Annotated in this window: 14 protein-coding genes and 1 pseudogene; 5 read left to right on the forward strand and 10 right to left on the reverse strand. The window is 70.2% G+C overall.

What is annotated here, in order from left to right:
- The first annotated feature begins 53 nt into the window (after positions 1-53).
- On the forward strand, positions 54-1,286 hold the full coding sequence (locus tag ACG2DA_RS08020) for a M20 family metallopeptidase (protein ID WP_395255035.1): 1,233 nt from the start codon (positions 54-56) through the stop codon (positions 1,284-1,286).
- Positions 1,287-1,362: 76 nt separating this feature from the next.
- Here ACG2DA_RS08020 and ACG2DA_RS08025 read toward each other — a convergent pair whose 3' ends face one another.
- Both ACG2DA_RS08025 and ACG2DA_RS08030 read right to left on the reverse strand, forming a co-directional pair.
- A complete protein-coding gene (locus ACG2DA_RS08025; RefSeq protein ID WP_395255052.1) occupies positions 1,363-1,662 on the reverse strand; it encodes a hypothetical protein in 300 nt (99 codons plus the stop codon).
- A gap of 25 nt (positions 1,663-1,687) precedes the next feature.
- Positions 1,688-2,302: pseudogene (locus ACG2DA_RS08030) on the reverse strand (hypothetical protein); the annotation flags it as partial.
- A 283-nt stretch (positions 2,303-2,585) separates the two neighbouring features.
- Here ACG2DA_RS08030 and ACG2DA_RS08035 point away from each other — a divergent pair.
- On the forward strand, positions 2,586-2,963 hold the full coding sequence (locus tag ACG2DA_RS08035; protein ID WP_395255036.1) for a hypothetical protein: 378 nt from the start codon (positions 2,586-2,588) through the stop codon (positions 2,961-2,963).
- Between the two features lie 116 nt (positions 2,964-3,079).
- Here ACG2DA_RS08035 and galT read toward each other — a convergent pair whose 3' ends face one another.
- The 3 genes from galT to glgA form a co-directional block, all read right to left on the reverse strand.
- Positions 3,080-4,144 carry a galactose-1-phosphate uridylyltransferase gene (gene galT / locus ACG2DA_RS08040; protein ID WP_395255051.1) on the reverse strand — a complete coding sequence of 355 codons (1,065 nt, stop codon included), beginning with the start codon at positions 4,142-4,144 and terminating at the stop codon, positions 3,080-3,082.
- Positions 4,145-4,254: 110 nt separating this feature from the next.
- Positions 4,255-6,480, reverse strand: a complete 2,226-nt coding sequence (locus ACG2DA_RS08045; RefSeq protein ID WP_395255037.1) for an alpha-amylase/alpha-mannosidase — start codon at positions 6,478-6,480, stop codon at positions 4,255-4,257.
- 89 nt (positions 6,481-6,569) lie between these two features.
- Entirely contained in the window at positions 6,570-8,084 is a 1,515-nt protein-coding gene (glgA, locus tag ACG2DA_RS08050) for a glycogen synthase GlgA (RefSeq protein WP_395255038.1), read from the reverse strand.
- Between the two features lie 306 nt (positions 8,085-8,390).
- On the opposite strand from glgA, the gene ACG2DA_RS08055 reads away from it, so the two are divergent.
- Complete coding sequence (locus ACG2DA_RS08055; RefSeq protein ID WP_395255039.1) at positions 8,391-9,062, forward strand: potassium channel family protein; 672 nt, start codon at positions 8,391-8,393, stop codon at positions 9,060-9,062.
- Positions 9,063-9,072: 10 nt separating this feature from the next.
- On the opposite strand, the gene ACG2DA_RS08060 is transcribed toward ACG2DA_RS08055, so the two are convergent.
- The 5 genes from ACG2DA_RS08060 to ACG2DA_RS08080 are packed head-to-tail and all read right to left on the reverse strand — an operon-like array spanning position 9,073 to position 12,539.
- Entirely contained in the window at positions 9,073-9,720 is a 648-nt protein-coding gene (locus tag ACG2DA_RS08060) for a lactate utilization protein C (RefSeq protein WP_395255040.1), read from the reverse strand.
- A gap of 42 nt (positions 9,721-9,762) precedes the next feature.
- Entirely contained in the window at positions 9,763-11,232 is a 1,470-nt protein-coding gene (locus tag ACG2DA_RS08065; RefSeq protein ID WP_395255042.1) for a lactate utilization protein B, read from the reverse strand.
- Positions 11,233-11,266: 34 nt separating this feature from the next.
- Positions 11,267-11,503 (reverse strand): hypothetical protein, encoded by a 237-nt coding sequence (locus ACG2DA_RS08070; RefSeq protein ID WP_395255044.1) that lies wholly within the window; start codon positions 11,501-11,503, stop codon positions 11,267-11,269.
- 44 nt (positions 11,504-11,547) lie between these two features.
- On the reverse strand, positions 11,548-11,757 hold the full coding sequence (locus ACG2DA_RS08075; protein WP_395255045.1) for a hypothetical protein: 210 nt from the start codon (positions 11,755-11,757) through the stop codon (positions 11,548-11,550).
- Entirely contained in the window at positions 11,757-12,539 is a 783-nt protein-coding gene (locus ACG2DA_RS08080) for a (Fe-S)-binding protein (protein ID WP_395255046.1), read from the reverse strand. The genes ACG2DA_RS08075 and ACG2DA_RS08080 overlap by 1 nt, the downstream gene beginning before the upstream one ends.
- A 431-nt stretch (positions 12,540-12,970) precedes the next feature.
- Between ACG2DA_RS08080 and ACG2DA_RS08085 the strand changes: the two genes are divergently transcribed.
- Together ACG2DA_RS08085 and ACG2DA_RS08090 are read left to right on the forward strand one after the other, a co-directional pair.
- Entirely contained in the window at positions 12,971-14,731 is a 1,761-nt protein-coding gene (locus ACG2DA_RS08085; RefSeq protein WP_395255047.1) for a sulfatase, read from the forward strand.
- A 232-nt stretch (positions 14,732-14,963) separates the two neighbouring features.
- A complete protein-coding gene (locus ACG2DA_RS08090; protein ID WP_395255048.1) occupies positions 14,964-17,216 on the forward strand; it encodes a site-2 protease family protein in 2,253 nt (750 codons plus the stop codon).
- The last annotated feature ends 71 nt before the right edge of the window (positions 17,217-17,287 follow it).

Consider the following 17,287-nt stretch of genomic DNA (forward strand, 5'->3'; position numbering starts at 1 on the left):
CGGGCGGCGCCGCAGCGGGCGGTTCTCGGTTCGCCCCCTGCTAAACTGCCCGCATGCAAGCCCCCGATCTCGCCCAGGACGCCCCCCACCCCGCCGCGGCGCTGTGGGCGCAGGTGGACCAACTCGCGGAGCGGCAGATCGAGGCCCGCCGCCATCTACACCAGTCGCCGGAGCCCAGCGGCGAGGAGTGGGGCACCACGGCGTTCGTCGCCGACGCCCTCACCGAGGCCGGCCTCTCCCCCCGCACCTTTCAGGACGTGCCGGGGGCGATCTGCGACGTCGACCTGGGCGAACTCCCGCCCAACGCGCTGCGGGTGGCGATCCGCGGGGATATGGACGCGCTGCAGATCTGCGAAGAAGCCGACGTCCCCTACGCCAGCGACCGCCCCGGGCTGATGCACGCCTGCGGGCACGACGCCCACACCAGTCTCGCCCTGTTCGCGGCCCTCGCCGCGGCGGAGGTCGCCCCGAACTGGAACGGCCCGCCGGTCGGTCTGCGGTTCCTGTTCCAGCCGGCCGAGGAGAACGGCAAGGGAGCCCGCTGGCTGTGCAAGCGGGGGGCGACGACCGGCGTCTCGCACGCCCTGGCCGCCCACGTCGACCCGCACTTCCCCGCCGGCGAGGTGGGGGTGAAGGACGGCCCGCTGACCGCTTTCTGCGACGAACTCCGCATCGAGGTGAAGGGCCGCGGCGGCCACGCCGCCCGGCCGCACGAGAGCCGCGACCCGCTGGCGGCGGCGTGTTCGCTGGTGAACACGCTCTACAGCCTCGTCCCCCGCCGCTACGACGCCCAGTCGGCGGCGGTCGTCACCTTCGGCATGCTGCACGCCGGCGGCGCCCCCAACGTGATCCCGGACAGCGCCGAACTCCGCGGCACCCTGCGGACGTTCGACCTCGCCGTGCGGGACACGATCCTCCGCACCGTCACCGAGGCCTGCGCCGGCGTGGGCGCCGCCCGAGCGGTCAGCATCGAACCGAAGTTCGTCGGCGCCCTGGCCGGCGTGATGAACGACTCGCATTGCACCGAGGCCCTCGCCGACGCCGCCGCGGACCTGCTGGGGCCGGAGTCGATCACCCGCCTGACCCGCCCGAGCCTCGGCGGGGAGGACTTCAGCGGGTACTTGAAGTACGTCCCCGGGGCGATGTTCCGCCTCGGCTGCGCCCCGCTCGACGGCCCGGACTACCCGCTGCACAACCCGAAGTTCGAAATCGACGAACGCTGCCTGGCGATCGGCACGAAGATCCTCCTCGCCGCCGCCCTCCGCCTGGCGACCGAGCCCCGCTGAGCGGGCGAAGCCTCGGACGCCCGCAGATGCGGCGTTGTTCCACAACCAGCGCCTGCCCCGGGTGAGCAATTTTGATTTACGGGGCGCCGCGGTATTCCGTCACCAAGCCCTGCACGAGCAGCGTCTTGCCGACGGCCGCACGTTCGATCGCGGCGGGGCCGCTGGGCCACTCGGCGAAGTGGTCGTTGAAGATCAGGGCGGTCAGCGCCCCGCGAGAATTCTCGGCGAAGTTCAGCGCCACGACGGTCCCGCACCCCGGCACGAACGTCGCCGTGCCGCGGCTCCGCCCCGCCGTCACTTCGCCGACGCGGCCGGGCAGCGCCTTCAGAGCGCCGGCGGCCACCGGAGTGGGGGCCTCCGCATCGGCCGCGGCCATCTCCTCCCCCCGGGTCCGGGTCGCCGTGCACGACGTACGCCGGCCCGACGGACTCGAACCCGCCCAACCAGTTCAGGATCTGCTGCCCCTTCATATGGCTGGAGAAGCCGGACAGCGTGTCCACCTCCAACTTCAATTCCCGCACGGCGGAGTTCGTCGCCCCAAAGCGTTCTTCGATCGGCAGCCGCACGGGGCTCGCGCCGGATTCGACGCGGCGGCCGACGGAGCCGGGAGGCTGATAACTGACGAGGAACACGGCGTTCTTCGGGTCCTCCGCCATGCGGGAGAGGCGCTTCAGGGCGGCGGCGTGGTCCAGCACGCCGCTGGTGGACCGGGAGATCGCCGGCCCCTTGCCGTGAGTCGGCAGCGTGTCGTCGTCTCGGGCCTCGTAGAAGCCGGGGCGATAAAATAATGCCCCCCCGCGGCCTCTGCGGGCGGCGGCCGCGGCGGGGTCGAGGGGCTGCGGGAAGGCGTCGTAGATCGTCGCCGCCTGGGCGGCAGGGCTGTCGCAGAAGACCGGCACGTCCCGCACGCCTGCCGCGAGGGGCGAGACGCCGGGGGGCCGACGCCGGGGCGAGGAACCGGCGGCGGTTCGAGACGAACGGGCCTCCCACCACGACGTCGGTTGCCCCGCGATCACTCAACCGGCGCCCCGCCGGCGTCGCGGCCATTGACGAGGATTCCGAAAAGCGTCCTCAAATTGAGGGCGCACGTTGCGGGGGCGAGACGGTTCGCCGGGCCGTCCGCTCCCGCCCCGGCGTGAACGAGCCGGCGTTTCTACGGTTACGAAGAGTCAAGCCGTTTTCGGCACGGCGAATGCAAATCTGACACGCGACGGCGACGCCCGAGGGTCGAGTCGCCGATCCCGCAATCGCCCCTCGGATCCCCTTCTTCCCTCTCAGAGTTCGTACAGGACTACCCCGATGAACATCCTCAAGCCCACCGCCGCCGTCGCCATGCTGGCCGGGGTTTGCGCCTTCGGCGGAACCGCCGACACGGCCGAGGCCGGCGGCCTCTCCATCCAGATCGGTCGTCCCGCGTACGGCGGTTACTACGGCGGGTATTACGGCGGCTACCGCAACTTCAACCGCGGCTACTACCGCGGCAGCCACTTCGGCCACCACGGGTACTACGGCAGCGGATTCGGCGGGACCAGCGTGTACCACGACACCTCGCACCTGGACGTCATCAACGGCCGCCCGGTGTGGCACCAGTCCGGTCACTGGGACTACTACGGCCCCGGCCACTTCGGCGGTCACGGCGGCTTCGGCGGTCACCATGGCCACCACGGTCACCACTGAGGGACCGGCCCATTCTTCACGAACGCACCGCCGGCCAATGACGATCGACCCCGCCGTCCCACGGACGGCGGGGTCGACGCGTTCCCACTTGACGACTCAGGCCGCGGCGCCCGCGGTCAGCCGGCCTTCCGCACCTTGACGGCGGGCTTGTCCTCGGCGGCGCGGCCGTAGTTCTGCGGCACGTCCACGCTGCGGAGGAACTCCGCGGCTTCCTCGGGCGGGACCGGGTTGATGTAGAACCCGCTGCCCCACTCGAACCCGGCGACCCGCGTCAGCCGGGGGAATACCTCCAGGTGCCAGCGATAGTGCGGCAGCTCGGGGGTGTCGAAGGGGGCCGTGTGCAGCACGTAGTTATACGGCGGGTCGTCGAGGGCCAGTTCGAGCTTCGCCAGCGTCGTCTTCAAGACCCGGGCGAGGGCCGCGATCTGAGCGTCGGAACTCGTCTCGTAGTGGCTGGCGTGGTGCTTGGGGATGATCCAGGTTTCGAAGGGGAACCGGGAGGCGAACGGGCAGACGGCGGCGTAGTCCGCGGTCTCCAGCACGACCCGCTCCCGCGATTCCAACTCCTGATCGAGCATGTCCTGGTACACGCACCGGCCGCGGTAGTTATAGAACTCCAGGGCGCCGGTCATCTCCTCCCACACGCTGATCGGCACCACGCTGGTGACGATCAGTTGGCTGTGGGCGTGCTCCAGGCTGGCGCCGGCCAGGGCCCCTTTGTTCTTAAAGATCAGGGCGTGCACCAGTCGCACGTCCCGTTTGAGGTCCAGCAGGCGTTCTTTATAAGCGACCAGCACCTCGCGGACGTTGTCCGCCGGCAGCCGGGCGAGGCTTTCCTCGTAGTGCGGACACTCAATGACGACCTCGTGGGCGCCGACGCCGGTCATGGTGTCGTACATCCCGACGCCGCGTTTTTTGAGCTCCTCGTCGGTCCGCAGCGCGGGAAACTTGTTCGGCACGACCCGCACCCGCCAGCCGGGGCCGTTGGGGGCGCTGTCGGAGGAACGGAACGCCAGGATCTCCGGCGGCGTGAAGCCCTCGTTCCCCTCGGCGAAGGGGTCGAGGCGGTCGGCGGCGAGGCGGAACACCGGTTCGTGGTGCACCGGCCGTTTGGCCCGGTCCGGGGCGATAATCACCCACCGGCCGGTGACGGGGTCCTTACGAAGATCACTCATTGCGATTTGGGATGTGGGATTTCGGAAGTGGGATGTGAAGGGGAACGTCGGCGGTCGGAGGGATGGGGCGGCGAGCCGTCACATCCCAAATCCGCCTTCCGACATCCCACATCTCCTCACGCCTGCCAGCGTTCGCGTTCGAAGTCGGCGGTGGGGCACTCCAGCCGGATGCTGCCCTCGCGGGGGGCGCGGTCCTCGCTGGCCTCGCCGCGGACCGCCTCCACCGCGAAATGCACCGGGTCGCCCGGCTCCACGCCGAGGTCCGACAGCGGAACGACCAGTTCGAGAATCCGGTCCAGACCGACCCGGGGTTCGGCGTGCTTCGACGTCTTCCCCCCGCGGATCACTTTGACCACGGGCACGTCGTCGGCGAGGTCCGTCACGCGGATCTCCACCCCCTCGGGGTCCTGGAACCGCACCCGCAGGGCGTCCAGCCCGGCGAGGTCGTCGGCGGCGCGGTCGTTGGTGTCGACCCGCAGGCAGAACAGGCCGTCGCCGTCCTCCAGCGTGAGGGGCGTCAGGTCGAAGCCGAACTGAACCTCCCTGATCAGCCCCTCGGTGACGATCGCCATCGTGCCGCGGTCGTTGCCGGGGGCGTACGTCCCCGCGCTGACCCACTCAAAGTAGGTGGGCCGGCCGGTGGGGGTGGCGCTGACGAAGCCGGTGGGCAGCGTGTGGGTCTGCTTGGGCTCCGCATTGGTGATCGGCACGTCGAGGTTCGCCGGCGGATCGCCGCCGAGCAATTTATAGACGTTCCGCAGGTGCCGGCGGAACAGGTCGTCGAACAGGTCGTCCTGCCCGCTGCTGCGGTCGTCGCCGTACCACCAGAACCAGTCGGACCCCTCGGCGATATACAGCTCCTCCCAGGCCTTTTTGACGGCCTCGGGATCGGCGCCGTTCGCCTCCTCGGCCTTGAGATACTCCCGGGTCTCGTGCAGGCGGTCCCAGCCGTCGCGGTCCTCCTTATGGCCGATCCAGATATAGAAGTCGTGGTTAATCCACGACCCGGCGAACAGACGGTCGACGCGGTCGGTCGGCGGGTGCTCCTTGATGTGGTCGGAGACCCGCACCGGTTGGATCGTCGGGTGGGAGACGCACTCCCGGTAGAGCGTCCGCAGGAAGCCGACGCCGCCGTCCGGGTAGTATTCCCAGCAGTTCTCGCCGTCGAGGACCACCGGCACCAGACAGGGCCGGCCGCCGTTGGCGTCCTCGCACGCCCGGCGGATGCCGTCCACCTTGCCCAGCAGGTCGTGAGCGGCGGCGTGGGGGTCCATCCGCTGATAATTAAAGCCCACGCCGTCGCTCATGGCGTGATCGCGGAACACGGCCCGCAGCGGCTCGCCGTTCGGCAGCGTGGCGTTCAAATCCCACGGCCGGAACAGCTTGTCCGGGTTTTTGAGGTGCCCCCGGCCGTCGCGGCTGACCAGCCCGTTGGTGCTGTGGGCGAGGATCTCCTCGTCCGTGGCGATCCAGGGCACGCCGACGGCCGCGATGTCCGCCAGGATCGCCTGCGACACGCTGCCCTCGCTGGGCCACATGCCGGCCGGCGGGGAGCCGAACTGCTCCTTGTGGTACTCCACGCCGCGGCGGATCTGCTCCCGGGCGTCCTCCTCGTACCGCTCCGTATATTGCGGCAGCGGGCAGCCGGGCATCGCTTCGTGGGCGCTTTCCTTGTTCCACAACAGCGGCAGAATCGGGTGGTACATCGGCGTGGTGGTGAGGTCCACCTGCCCGCCGTCGGACAGCTCCTTGTGCAGCGGGATCACCTCCGCCACCAGCTCCCGCTGCCGTTTGAAGAACCACTCCTTCTCGGACTCCGTCCAGTGGCGGCCCTTCTCGCGGAACTCCCGCAGGTCGTCGTCCCGTTCGAAGACGAGTTCGTGCACCCAGGTGAGGTTGCTCCAGATCTGGAGGTCCCGCACGTCCCGCTCGGTGAAGCGGCGGGCGGCGTCCTCGGCGCTGCTGTTGCCGAATCCGCGGAGTTCGTGCAACTCCCGGTAGCGAGCGTGGGGACGCACCATCGTCTCCGCGTTCGCCATGAAGAAGTTGTCCATCAGGTACGTCGCGTCGCCGGCGCCCAGCCCGTCGGCCGGCATCTTCGAGACGTCCAGATGGCGGTCGCTGCGGCCCTCCACGTACTGGTTGATTTGAACCAGCAGGCTCGGCACGAGGTTGATCGCGCAGCGGAACTCCGGCACCTCTTTAATGTGCAGGGCCATCCCCAGATAGTCCTTGGTGCAGTGCAACCGCACCCAGGGCATCGGGTTCTCCCGCGCCACGTCGTCCGGATAATACGGCTGGTGTTGATGCCAGACGAACGCCAAGTGCGCGGGAGCCGTCATCGGGGAGGGGTTCTAAACGCGGCGGGGACGTGGGGACGACGGACGAACCGCGGACGGGCCCGCGGGGAGACGCATTGGGTCGAGGCGGATCAGGCGGCGTGACGCGCGGCGGCGGCCCGATACAGCTGGACGTATTCGGCGGCGGAGGCGTCCCAGGAGTGGTCGGCGGCCATCCCGGTTTGGACCAGTTTCGCCCAGTCCTCCGGCGCCTCGCCGAAGCAATCGACCGCCCGGCGGACGGTCTCCGCGAGGGCCTGGGGCACGGGTCGGTCGAAGACGAAGCCGTTGGCCGTGCCCTTCTCCAGGTTCTCCGGCGAGGCGTCCACGACGGTGTCGGCCAGCCCGCCGACGGCGTGCACCACGGGCACCGTGCCGTAGGCCAGCGAATACATCTGGTTCAGCCCGCAGGGTTCGTAGAGGCTGGGCATCAGATAGGCGTCGCAGCCGGCCTCGATGCGGTGAGCCAGACCGTTGTCGAACCCGATATACCCCGCCACCTGCCCCGGGTACTGGTTCGACAGGTGTCGCACGAAGCCCTCGTAGCGGGGGTCGCCGGTGCCGAGGAACGCGAACTGGGCGCCGGTCGCCATGAGGTCCTCGGCGCAACCGGCGATCAGGTCGAAGCCCTTCTGATCGGTCATGCGGGAGATCATCCCGAACAGCGGCTTCTCCGGGGCGCCGGCCTCGGGGGCCTCCAGTTTCAGTTCGTTCCGCAACGCCTCTTTACAGGCGGCTTTACCCTCCGCGACGGTGGCGGCGGTGTAGTTCTCGGCGATGTGCGGGTCGACCGCCGGGCTCCACTCCGCCGGGTCCACGCCGTTGAGCACGCCGGACAGGTCGGCCCCGCGGTTGATCAGCGCCCCCTCCAGGCCGTAGCCCAAGGCCTCGGTGCGGATCTCGTTCGCATAGGTCGGGGAGACGGTCGTGACCTTGTCCGCCGCGGCGATGCCGGCCTTCAGCAGGTTGAGCCGGCCATGGTGCTCCAGCTGCGAGAAGTGGAACCGGTCCCAGCTCAAACCGGTCCGCCGCATGTCCCAGTGGGGGAAGCTGCCCTGGAAGGCGAGGTTGTGAATCGTGAAGACGCTGCCGGTCTGCTCGAAGCCGGGCGTGCCGAGGTAGTCGTCGGCGAGCATCGCGGGGACCAGCCCGGTCTGCCAGTCGTTGGCGTGCACGCAGTGCGGCCGCAGGGCGAGGACCCTCGCCAGTTCCAGGGCGGCCCGGCTGAAGAAGATGAAGCGCTCGGCGTTGTCCTCGTAGTCACCGGCCGGGTCGCCGTAGAGACCGGGGCGGTCGAAGTAGTCGGGCTGGTCGACGAACAGCACGCGGACCTCCCGCTCCTCCCCGCCCGGGCCGGGGGCGGGCAGCACGTCCCACCCGCTGCCGGCCTTCACCGTGCGATCGCCCAGCCGCACGGAGATCCTCGGGCCGTCCAGACTGCGGGGCGGCCGGCGGTTCTTCGTCTGAACCTGCACGTGGTGCGGCAGGACGAGGGAGACGTCGTGCCCCGCCGCGGCCAGCGCCTTCGCCAACGCGGTCGAGACGTCCGCCAATCCGCCGGTTTTGCTGTACGGAACGGCCTCGCTGCTGATGAGGAGGAGGCGCATCGGGCGGTCGGTCTCGGCAGGCGGGGGGAGCGGCCCCCGACCGCGACGGGCGGCGGGACCGGCAAGCCTAGCCCAAACCGCGCGACTTGTCAGCGAATCCTCCCCACGCCCCCCGCCGCGGCGATTCGCCGCCCGGCGATCCCCCGGAGCGAGGCGGGCGCCTCCCCCGTGTCGTTCGGCCGCACCCCGCCGACACCCTACCCCCCGGTCCGCCGACGCCCCCCGGCTCCCGGCGCCGGCCGCACCGGGTCCCGCGTCCCTCCCGCCTCCGGACCTTTCGTTCCTCCCTCCGTCCGCCCCGCCCCCGTGTATAAATTCGCCTCGGCGTTCGGCCTGTTCGCCAGTTTTTTTCTCTTCGGCGGGGCGTGGATGGGGCTGATCTCGATCATCCCGCAGGGCATCCCGCGGGACGCCGCCACCTGCGGCCTCGGGCTGCTGTTCAGCGGGACGTTCCTTTATCTGCTCCTCTCCCGACTGCGGAACCTGTACGCCGGCCGGGGGCGGTTTTGGGCTGAGGCGGCGATGGCCGCGGCGAACCTCGCCCTGCTGCTGGCGGCCTTCGCCACGATTTATAAGATCTACGGCACGAGCGCGGAGACCGACTCCGCCAGCTATATCGCCAACAGCACGACGACGCCGGAGACGAAGGTCACCACCTTCGGCGACGCCCTCTATTTTTCCGTCGTCACCTTCACCACGCTGGGCTACGGCGATCTGCAGCCGCGGGGCGTGCTGCGGTTCATGGCCTGCCTGGAGACGTTCGTCGGCTACCTCGTGCTGGGCATTCTGGCCTCCGCGGTGGCCGACCTGGTGCAGGAGTGGGCCCGGGCCACGGTCGACGAGGACGACAGCGGCGTGCACACCGGGTTGGTGGGCAACCAGAAGGACGACGAGCAGTCCGGCGGCGACTCCTCCAACGAAGAGGCCGACGGCGACGGCCGGGACGACAACGACGCCCGGTCCGGCCGGGGGTCGTGATCCCCGTCGCTCAGTCCTCCAACAGGTAGCAGGTCAGCGAGCGGGCCCCGTGGGCGCCGATGACGAGGGACTGCTCGATGTCGGCCGTTTTGCTGGGGCCGGAGACGAACATGCCGAAGCCCCCGCGGCCGAACTTCTGCCGGTGGGAGCCGTCGGCGTCCGCCAGCCGGGCGTAGGCGCCGTGCATCGTGTGTTCGATCTCGCTGGCCGGCAGGACCAATACGAGGTGCTGGGCCAGCACGCAGAGCCCGCGGTGGTCGGAGTGGGAGAAATCCAGCCAGACCGCGGCGTTCTCCGCGACGCCGAACAGCCCGCCGAACACCGCCACGTCCACCCCGGCGAGCTCGTGCACGTCCGGCACCTGACCGAGCCCCTCGGTCGTCTCGCCCACGTTCTCCACCAGGGAGACGGTCTGTTTCGCCTCCCGCCACACTGCCGACTGGCGGAGGTGCGCGTCCGCCGCAGCCCGGTCCGCGACTCGCACCGAGACGCCGCCGACGGTCTTCAACGACTCCTCGAACTGGGCGAGCGGGTCGTCATAAGAGATCCACGTCTCCGCGGAGAGATCCGGCAGTTCGACCGCTTCGAGCAACCGCCCGCGCAGCTTCTTGAACAGGGCGTCGCGGGCGTCGGAGGGGGAAGCAGCGGGAGCGATCATGGCGACGGGAGCGGGAAGGACGGGCGGCGACCGGGCGGGCGGCTACTTCGTGCCGTTGGAAGACGAAACTTCCTGCTTTAATTCGTCCCGCCACATCTGACGGAAGCTCTTCGGCGGGGCCGGGGGGAGGTCGCGGCCCTGGCCCCAGGGGTTGAGCCGGTTATAGACCGCCGCCCGCGGGAGCACCGGCAGCGCCTTGCGGGCCAGCTTGCCGGCGACCCCGAATAGCTTCGGGGAATTCAGCAGTTTGCCGGCGGCCTTCATGCCGACCCGTTTGCCCCACGGCAGCAAGCCGCGGTCGCCGACGGTCTTGCGGAGGGCCAACAATTGATGGTGCAGCGGGATCTTCACCGGGCAGACGTCCGTGCAACTCCCGCACAGGCTGCAGGCGAACGGCAGCGAGCCGTGGGCGTCGCCGGCCTCGCCCGCGCGGGGCTCGGCGCCCTCGCCCTGCTCCGACTCGCGGACGATCCGCGGGGTCAGGGCGTGCAGCGGGTTCAGCACGCTGCCGATCGGCCCCGGGACGGTCGCCGCGTAGCTGTGCCCGCCGCTGCGGCGGTAGACCGGGCAGGTGTTCATGCAGGCCCCGCAGCGGATGCAGTTGAGCACCTCACGGAACTGCGGGTCGTCCGCCAGGTCGCTGCGGCCGTTGTCCACCAGCACGATGTGCAGCTCCCCGCCGGGCCGGGGCCCGTGGAAGTGGCTCGTGTAAGTGGTGATCGGCTGGCCGGTCGCGCTGCGGGCCAGCAGCCGCAGATAGATCGCCAGGTCGGCGGCCCGGGGCACCAGTTTTTCGATGCCGGTGCAGGCGATGTGCAGTCGCGGCAGGCTCGTGCCGAGGTCGGCGTTGCCCTCGTTGGTGCAGACGACGAACCCGCCGGTCTCCGCGACGAGGAAGTTCACCCCCGTGATGCTGGCCTCCGCCCCGAGGAACTTTTCGCGGAGGTGCTGGCGGGCGGCTTCGGTCAGGTAGGACGGATCCGCGTTGCCGGACTCAGTGCCCAGCTTGTCGTGAAACGTCTCCGACACGTCCTCCCGCTTGAGGTGGATCGCCGGCAGCACGATGTGGCTGGGGGTCTCCTCGCGGAGTTGGACGATCCGCTCGCCGAGGTCCGTGTCCGTCACCTCGATCCCGTGTTTGATGAGGTACGGGTTGAGGTGCACCTCCTCGGTGAGCATCGACTTTGACTTGGTGATCGTCTTCACCCCGGCGTCCTGCAGGATGCCCAGCACGATGCGGTTGTGCTCCTCCGCGTCGGCGGCCCAGTGCACCTTCGCCCCGAGGGCGGTCGCGTTCTTTTCGAACTCCTCCAGGTAGTCCGTCCAACGGGAGATCGCGTGCCGCTTAATCTGGTTCGCCAGGTCCCGCAGCCGTTCCCACTCCGGCACGGAGTGGGCCTGCCGGTCGCGTTTCTGGCGGACGAACCAGAGGGATTCGTCGTGCCAGTGGGCGCGGGCGTCGTCGGCGACGAAGGCGCGGGCGCGGTCAGGATGTTCGGCGGTTTTGGGCATGGCGTTCGTTCGGCTGGGCGGGACGGGGCGACGTTCAGTCGCCGTGCCGGGCGATCAGGTCTGCGAGGGCGGATTCGTCGGCGATTCGCCCGTCGCTGCGGAACACCTCCACCTCGACCGACCCGTCGTCCAGGAAGTCGACCTCCCAGCGCTCGCCGGGAACGACGACGTCCACGCCCACGGCGTCCTCGCGGCTGTCGCGCAGCCGGAAGTGGATTCTCGCCCGCCGGAGATCGGCGAGGAACGTGCGGAGGTCGGTCGCGGTTTGCATGCGTGTTCGTCCCGGCGATGAGGGGCCGCCCGGGTCGGCGGGGGTCAGCGGTCGAATCGTTTGTCGGACAATAACTTTCGGATTGTACGGAAGCCGTCGGCGCCGGCGTCGGCGGCTCGGCAAACTTCCTCCCAAGTCAGGTCGAGGATCGCCTCCCACGCCGGCGAACCGGGCGGGAGCGGAGCCGTTCGCACGCTGCCCTTTTTGAGCTTCAGCACGTCCCGGACCGTGAGGCCGTCGAACCGGTTGGGCATCACCCCGCCCCCGCCGCCGCGGCGGGCTCCCGCGTGGCTTCCTCCAGCACCTCGGCGACGTGCAGGACGCGGGTCGTTTCGTCGCCGCCGCGGCGGAGCACGCCTTCGAGGTGCATCAGGCAGCTCATGTCCGGGCTGACCAGCGCCTGGGTGCCGGCTTTGCGGTAATCGGCGATCTTGTCTTTGCCCATCATCACGCTGACGGCCTCCTCGGCGACCGCGAAGGTCCCGCCGAAGCCGCAGCACTCGTCCGGGCGCTCCGGTTCGGCGAAGGTCAGGCCGTCGAGGTTCGTCAGCAACGACCGCACCTTGTCGAACGGCTCCACGTTCCGCTCGCTGCCGCTGCCCAGGCGCAACTCCCGCAGGCCGTGGCAGCCGTTGTGCAGGCCGATTTTGAACGGGAACCGCCCCGCCGGGCTGCCGACCTTCAGCACGTCGGTGAGGAACTCGCAGAACTCGTAGGTCCGGGATTGCAGTTCGTCGTAACCGGTCCGCCCTTCCAGGAAGGGGGCGTAGTGGTTGCGAATCATCGAGGTGCAGGACCCGCTGGGGCAGACGATCGCGTCGTACCCGGCGAGGGCCTTAAGGTTGCTCTCCGCCAGCGGCTTCGACTCGTGCGGCAAGCCGGCGTTGGCCATCGGCTGACCGCAGCAGACCTGCCCCTCCGGGTAGTCCAGTTGCAGGTCGGCCCCGCCGAACCGCCGCAGCACCCGCACCGCGGCCGCCCCCACGCGGGGGTAGAACTGGTCGACGTAACAGGGAATGAACAGGCCGACGCGCACGGGGGGCCGTTCTCTCGGGAGGGACGGGGGTTCGGATCGATCTGCGATCATACGAACGCTGACCGGAAGGTGCAGCCGCCCCGGCGCCGCGGCGTCCGTTCGGGGCGCCACTCTGTGACGATGGCCGCAGCGTCCGCCCCAATCCGTTCCGTGGCTCGGCTGCGGGAAGTTTTCCGACGACTCCGCCCACACTTGGCCGCTCAACCTCCCGATCCGCCCGAAGGGGCCGTAAACCGCACACTGCGTCGGCGGCCACGGCCCCCTGGGTCCCAGTCCCGCCGCCGCACCTCGACACGGACCGCAACGGGGCGAACCGTGCGACGCTCGGGTCCGACTCCTCCGCCGCGGAGTGAGCGAGCCGAAGCGGTCGGTGGCGGCGGGGACGGGGGAGACCTCACAATCGGGCCGCCTCGATCTTCGGAGAGAACCCCGTGCGCCGCCTTATCCTCGCCCTGTCGCTCCTCGTGCCCGGCGGGATCGCCGTCGGGGCGCCGCAGCCGCCGTCCGCAGACCTCCAGAGCGAAGCCGGCGCCGCGCAGCCCGGCGGGGAGGCGGCGCAGGAGCAACCCGCGGAGGACGCAGGGCCGTCTGCCGACCGGCCGAACATCCTGTTCGCCTTCGCGGACGACTGGGGCCGCTACGCCAGCGCCTACGCGATGCTCGACGGCGACGCCCGCAACGACCTCTCCCAAGCGACGGGCTTCTCCACCCCGAACTTCGACCGCGTCGCCGGCGCCGGCGTGCTGTTCACCCACGCCTACGTGAACGCCCCCAGTTGCACGCCCTGCCGCAGTTCCCTGCTGACCGGCCGGCCGTTCTACACCACCGGGATGGGCGCGATCCTCAACGGGGCGAAGTGGGACGGCTCCATCAAGAGCTACCCCGAAGCCTTGGAGGAAGGCGGCTACTTCATCGGGCAGACCTATAAAGTCTGGAGTCCCGGCAACCCCGTCGACGCCCCCTTCGGCGGCCAGCGGACCGGCTACGAGAAGGCCGGCGGGAAGTTCAACGGGTTCTCCAAAATCGTCTCCAAGGCTGACGATCCCGACGCCGCCGGCCGGCGGCTCCTCAAGGAGGTCCTCGACAACTTCACCGCGTTTCTGACGGACGCCGACGAGTCCGGCAAGCCGTGGCACTACTGGTTCGGCCCCACCAACGTGCACCGCACCTGGGCGAAGGGCAGCGGGAAGGAAATCTGGGGGATCGAACCGGACAGCCTGAAGGGCAAAATGCCGCCCTTCCTCCCGGACGTGCCCGAGGTGCGGCAGGACTTCGCGGACTATCTCGGCGAGGTGATGGCCTTCGACGCCGCCCTCGGCGTGTTGCTCCAGGAATTGGAGGACCGGGGCGAACTGGAGAACACCGTGATCGCCGTCAGCGGGGACCACGGCGCCCCCGGCTTCCCCCGCGGGAAAACGAACCTGTACGACTTCGGCGTCGCCGTGCCGCTGGCGATCGCCGGGCCGGGAATTTCCGCCGGGCTGGACGCCAACGGGCGGATCGTGACGGACTTCGTCACCCTGCCGGACCTCGCCCCGACCTTCCTGGACATCGCCGGCGTTCCCCTGCCGGAGGGCATGACCGCCCGCAGCCTCGCCCCGGTCCTGATCACCGACGAGGAGAACCGGGTGGACGAGGCCCGCGACGCGGCGTTCTTCGGCCGGGAGCGGCACGTCGCCAGCGCCCGCACCGATTATCTGCCCTACCCGCAGCGGGCGATCCGCACCGACGACTACCTCTACATCCGCAACTTCGCCCCGGACCGCTGGCCGCAGGGCACCGCCCCCGGCTACGGCGAACCGGGCGAGATGCCGGGCGAGCAGGCCCTCAACAACAACACCCGGGCCGCCTTCGCCGACGTCGACGCCGGCCCCACCAAGGCGTGGACCATCCTGCACCGGGACGACGACGAAATGACGAAGCGGATCTTCGACCTCGGTTATCTGAAACGCCCCGGCGAGGAGCTGTACGCCGTCGCCGAGGACCCGCATCAGGTGAACAACCTCGCCGACGACCCCGACCACGCCGAGGCCAAGGCGGAGCTGTCCGCCCGGTTGATGGAACACCTGAAGACCGAGGGCGACCCGCGGGTGACCGGGGACGGCTCGACCTTCGACAAGCCGCCCTTCGCCGCCCAGGAGGGCTTCGAGCGCCTGCCGGACGGCGGAATGCGGCGCTCCGGCGCCCGCTGAGGCGGGCGGCGGCTCGGCGACGGGACGGCCCGGGAACAGGCGTTCTCGCCGCGGACGGCCTGCGATTCTCGCTGTTGCGGGACCTTCGCGGGCGGTCTGCGGGGTCTCCCGTCAGGTTCCCGCGGACAAGTCGGCCCGGATTTGCGTAGAGTGGGCGCCGACCCCCTCGCAGATTGCCGCCCCGCCCCCCACGCACCCGTGGGCGCGGCGGCGCCCACGGACCGGACTCATCGTGACGGACACCCTGTTTTTGCTCGCCGCGGCCGCGTCGCCGGTCGGCGTCGCCGCGCCGCTCGCCGCGTTCTCGCTGGGCGGGCTGGTCGGCAAAATCCTCAGCCTGCTGTGGGTCGCCCTGGGGCTGGGGCTGGTCATTTTCTTCCACGAACTCGGCCACTTCGCCGTCGCCAAGTGGTGCGGCGTGCGGGTGGAGCGGTTCAGCATCGGCTTCGGGCCGGTGCTGTTCTCCAAGACCCGCGGGGAGACGGAGTACGCCCTGTCGGCGTTCCCGCTGGGCGGGTACGTCAAGATGCTCGGCCAGGACGACATCGACCCCTCCCAGCTGACCAGCGACGAGATCGCCGAGGACCCGCGCAGCTACAGCGCCAAGCCGGTCTGGCAGCGGATGGCGATCATCAGCGCCGGGGTGACGATGAACCTGATCACCGCGGTGCTGTTCTTCGCGGTCGCCCTGTGGCTGGGGATGAAGGCTCCGCCGGCGGTCGTCGGCCGGGTGACGACCGGCGGGCCGGCCTGGACCGCGGGGGTGGAGCCGGGCGACATCCTGCGGAACGTGGGCGGGCGGAAGGTGAACACCTTCAACGACGTGGCCCTCGCCACCGCCCTCTCCTGGGGCGACGACCTGCCGGTGCGGGGCTACCGGGCGAACGGCGACCGGTTCGAGCTGGTCCTGGATCCGGACGACACCGGCACCCGCCGCACCGCCGGTCTGTCGAACGCCCTCGGGCTGACGCTGGGGGCCCGGTCGGCGACGGACGACTCCGCCGTTCACGCCGGCTCCCCCGCCGCCGCGGTCGCGGACCGGCTGCGGCCGGGCGACGAACTCATCGCCGCCCGTGTCCTTCCCGCCGAAGAGCCCGCCGAGGGCGACGAAGGAGCGGCCGATGAAGGAGCGGCCGATGAAGGAGCGGCCGATGAAGGAGCGGCCGATGAAGGAGCGGCCGATGAAGGAGCGGACGATGAAGGAGCGGACGACGGAGACGCCGCCGAACCCGCCAAGACGGAGGCCGTGCCGCTGCGGTCGTTCATCGACTACGCCGAAGTGGTCGGGGCGGCGGCGGACCGGCCGATCGAGTTCACGCTTCGCCGGCCGGACGCGGACGACCCGGACGCGACCGGCGAGACCTACACCGTCGTCGTCGGGCCCACGCCGGTCCGCAGTCTGGGGCTGCGGGTCTCGCCGCAGCCGATCGCCGCGATCCGGGCCGGTTCCCCCGCGGAGGCCGCCGGGCTGCGGGTGGGCGACGAGCTGTCGAAGGTCGACGGGCGGGACGTGCGGCTGGACCTCGACCCGCTGCGGCTCCCCAACGCCTTCTTCGAGCGGGCCGGCGAACCGGTCCCGGTGGAGGTCGTTCGAACCGGCGAGGGCGGCGGGCCGTCCATCGAGAAACTGACCGTCGTCCCGGACGCCCGCCCGGGTTGGATCTCCCGCCCCTCCGGCGCCGCCGAACCGCTGGACATTCCGGCGCTCGGGGCGGCGCTGCACCTCAACCCGGTAATCACGGAAGTGACCCCCGGCGGCCCCGCGGAGAAGGCCGGTCTGCAGGTGAACGACAAGATCGTCTCCGCGACGTTCACCGCTCCCAAACCCGCCGCGGCCGGCGAGGAGCCCCGGGCCCCGATCAAGATCCCGTTCGAGAGCGAGAAGGTTGAGGACTGGAACCCGTTCGCCTACATGTTCACCCTCGCCCAGGAGCTGCCGGAGGACCGGCTAACGCTCACGGTGAAGCGGAACGGGCAGACGAAGACCGTCACGCTCGAGCCGGCCCCGGCGGACGACTGGTACTTCCCCACCCGCGGCTTCCTGCTGCGGCCGGAGGAGATCGAACGGCGGAGCGACTCCGCCGCCGACGCCCTCCGCGACGGCCTCCGCGAAACCCGCACCGTCGTGGAGCAGATGTACCTCACGCTCGGCAGCCTGCTGACCGGCCGACTGAGCATCAAGAACCTCCGCGGCCCGCCGGGGATCATCTCCGAGGGCATGCGGATCGCCGACAACGGCCCGGCGGACTTTCTGGCGTTCCTCGGGTTCCTCAGCGTGAACCTCGCGGTGCTGAACTTCCTGCCGATCCCCGTGCTGGACGGCGGCCACATGGTCTGGCTGCTCTGGGAAGCCGTCACCCGCAAGAAGCCCAGCGAGGGCCTGGTGATCGGCGCCGCCTACGTCGGGCTGGGGATGATCGTGCTGCTGATGCTCACGGTGATCTACCTGGACATCTTCGAGCACAACGTCTTCGGCTGGGGCTGAGAGGCTCTAAGCGTTTGAGGCGACCTTCTCGCACCGACCGTTCGCTTGCGGTTTCGCGGGGTCCGACCGCT

Source organism: Alienimonas sp. DA493, assembly GCF_043951915.1.
In the GTDB taxonomy this organism is placed as follows: domain Bacteria; phylum Planctomycetota; class Planctomycetia; order Planctomycetales; family Planctomycetaceae; genus Alienimonas.

Bases quoted from the DNA above. Each gene is read 5' to 3' on its own strand.
- glgA (WP_395255038.1), bottom strand. From the start codon at position 8,084: ATGCGCCTCCTCCTCATCAGCAGCGAGGCCGTTCCGTACAGCAAAACC.
- ACG2DA_RS08045 (WP_395255037.1), bottom strand. From the start codon at position 6,480: ATGACGGCTCCCGCGCACTTGGCGTTCGTCTGGCATCAACACCAGCCG.
- ACG2DA_RS08065 (WP_395255042.1), bottom strand. From the start codon at position 11,232: ATGCCCAAAACCGCCGAACATCCTGACCGCGCCCGCGCCTTCGTCGCC.
- ACG2DA_RS08075 (WP_395255045.1), bottom strand. From the start codon at position 11,757: ATGCCCAACCGGTTCGACGGCCTCACGGTCCGGGACGTGCTGAAGCTC.
- ACG2DA_RS08060 (WP_395255040.1), bottom strand. From the start codon at position 9,720: ATGATCGCTCCCGCTGCTTCCCCCTCCGACGCCCGCGACGCCCTGTTC.
- ACG2DA_RS08025 (WP_395255052.1), bottom strand. From the start codon at position 1,662: ATGGCCGCGGCCGATGCGGAGGCCCCCACTCCGGTGGCCGCCGGCGCT.
- ACG2DA_RS08070 (WP_395255044.1), bottom strand. From the start codon at position 11,503: ATGCAAACCGCGACCGACCTCCGCACGTTCCTCGCCGATCTCCGGCGG.
- ACG2DA_RS08020 (WP_395255035.1), top strand. From the start codon at position 54: ATGCAAGCCCCCGATCTCGCCCAGGACGCCCCCCACCCCGCCGCGGCG.
- ACG2DA_RS08035 (WP_395255036.1), top strand. From the start codon at position 2,586: ATGAACATCCTCAAGCCCACCGCCGCCGTCGCCATGCTGGCCGGGGTT.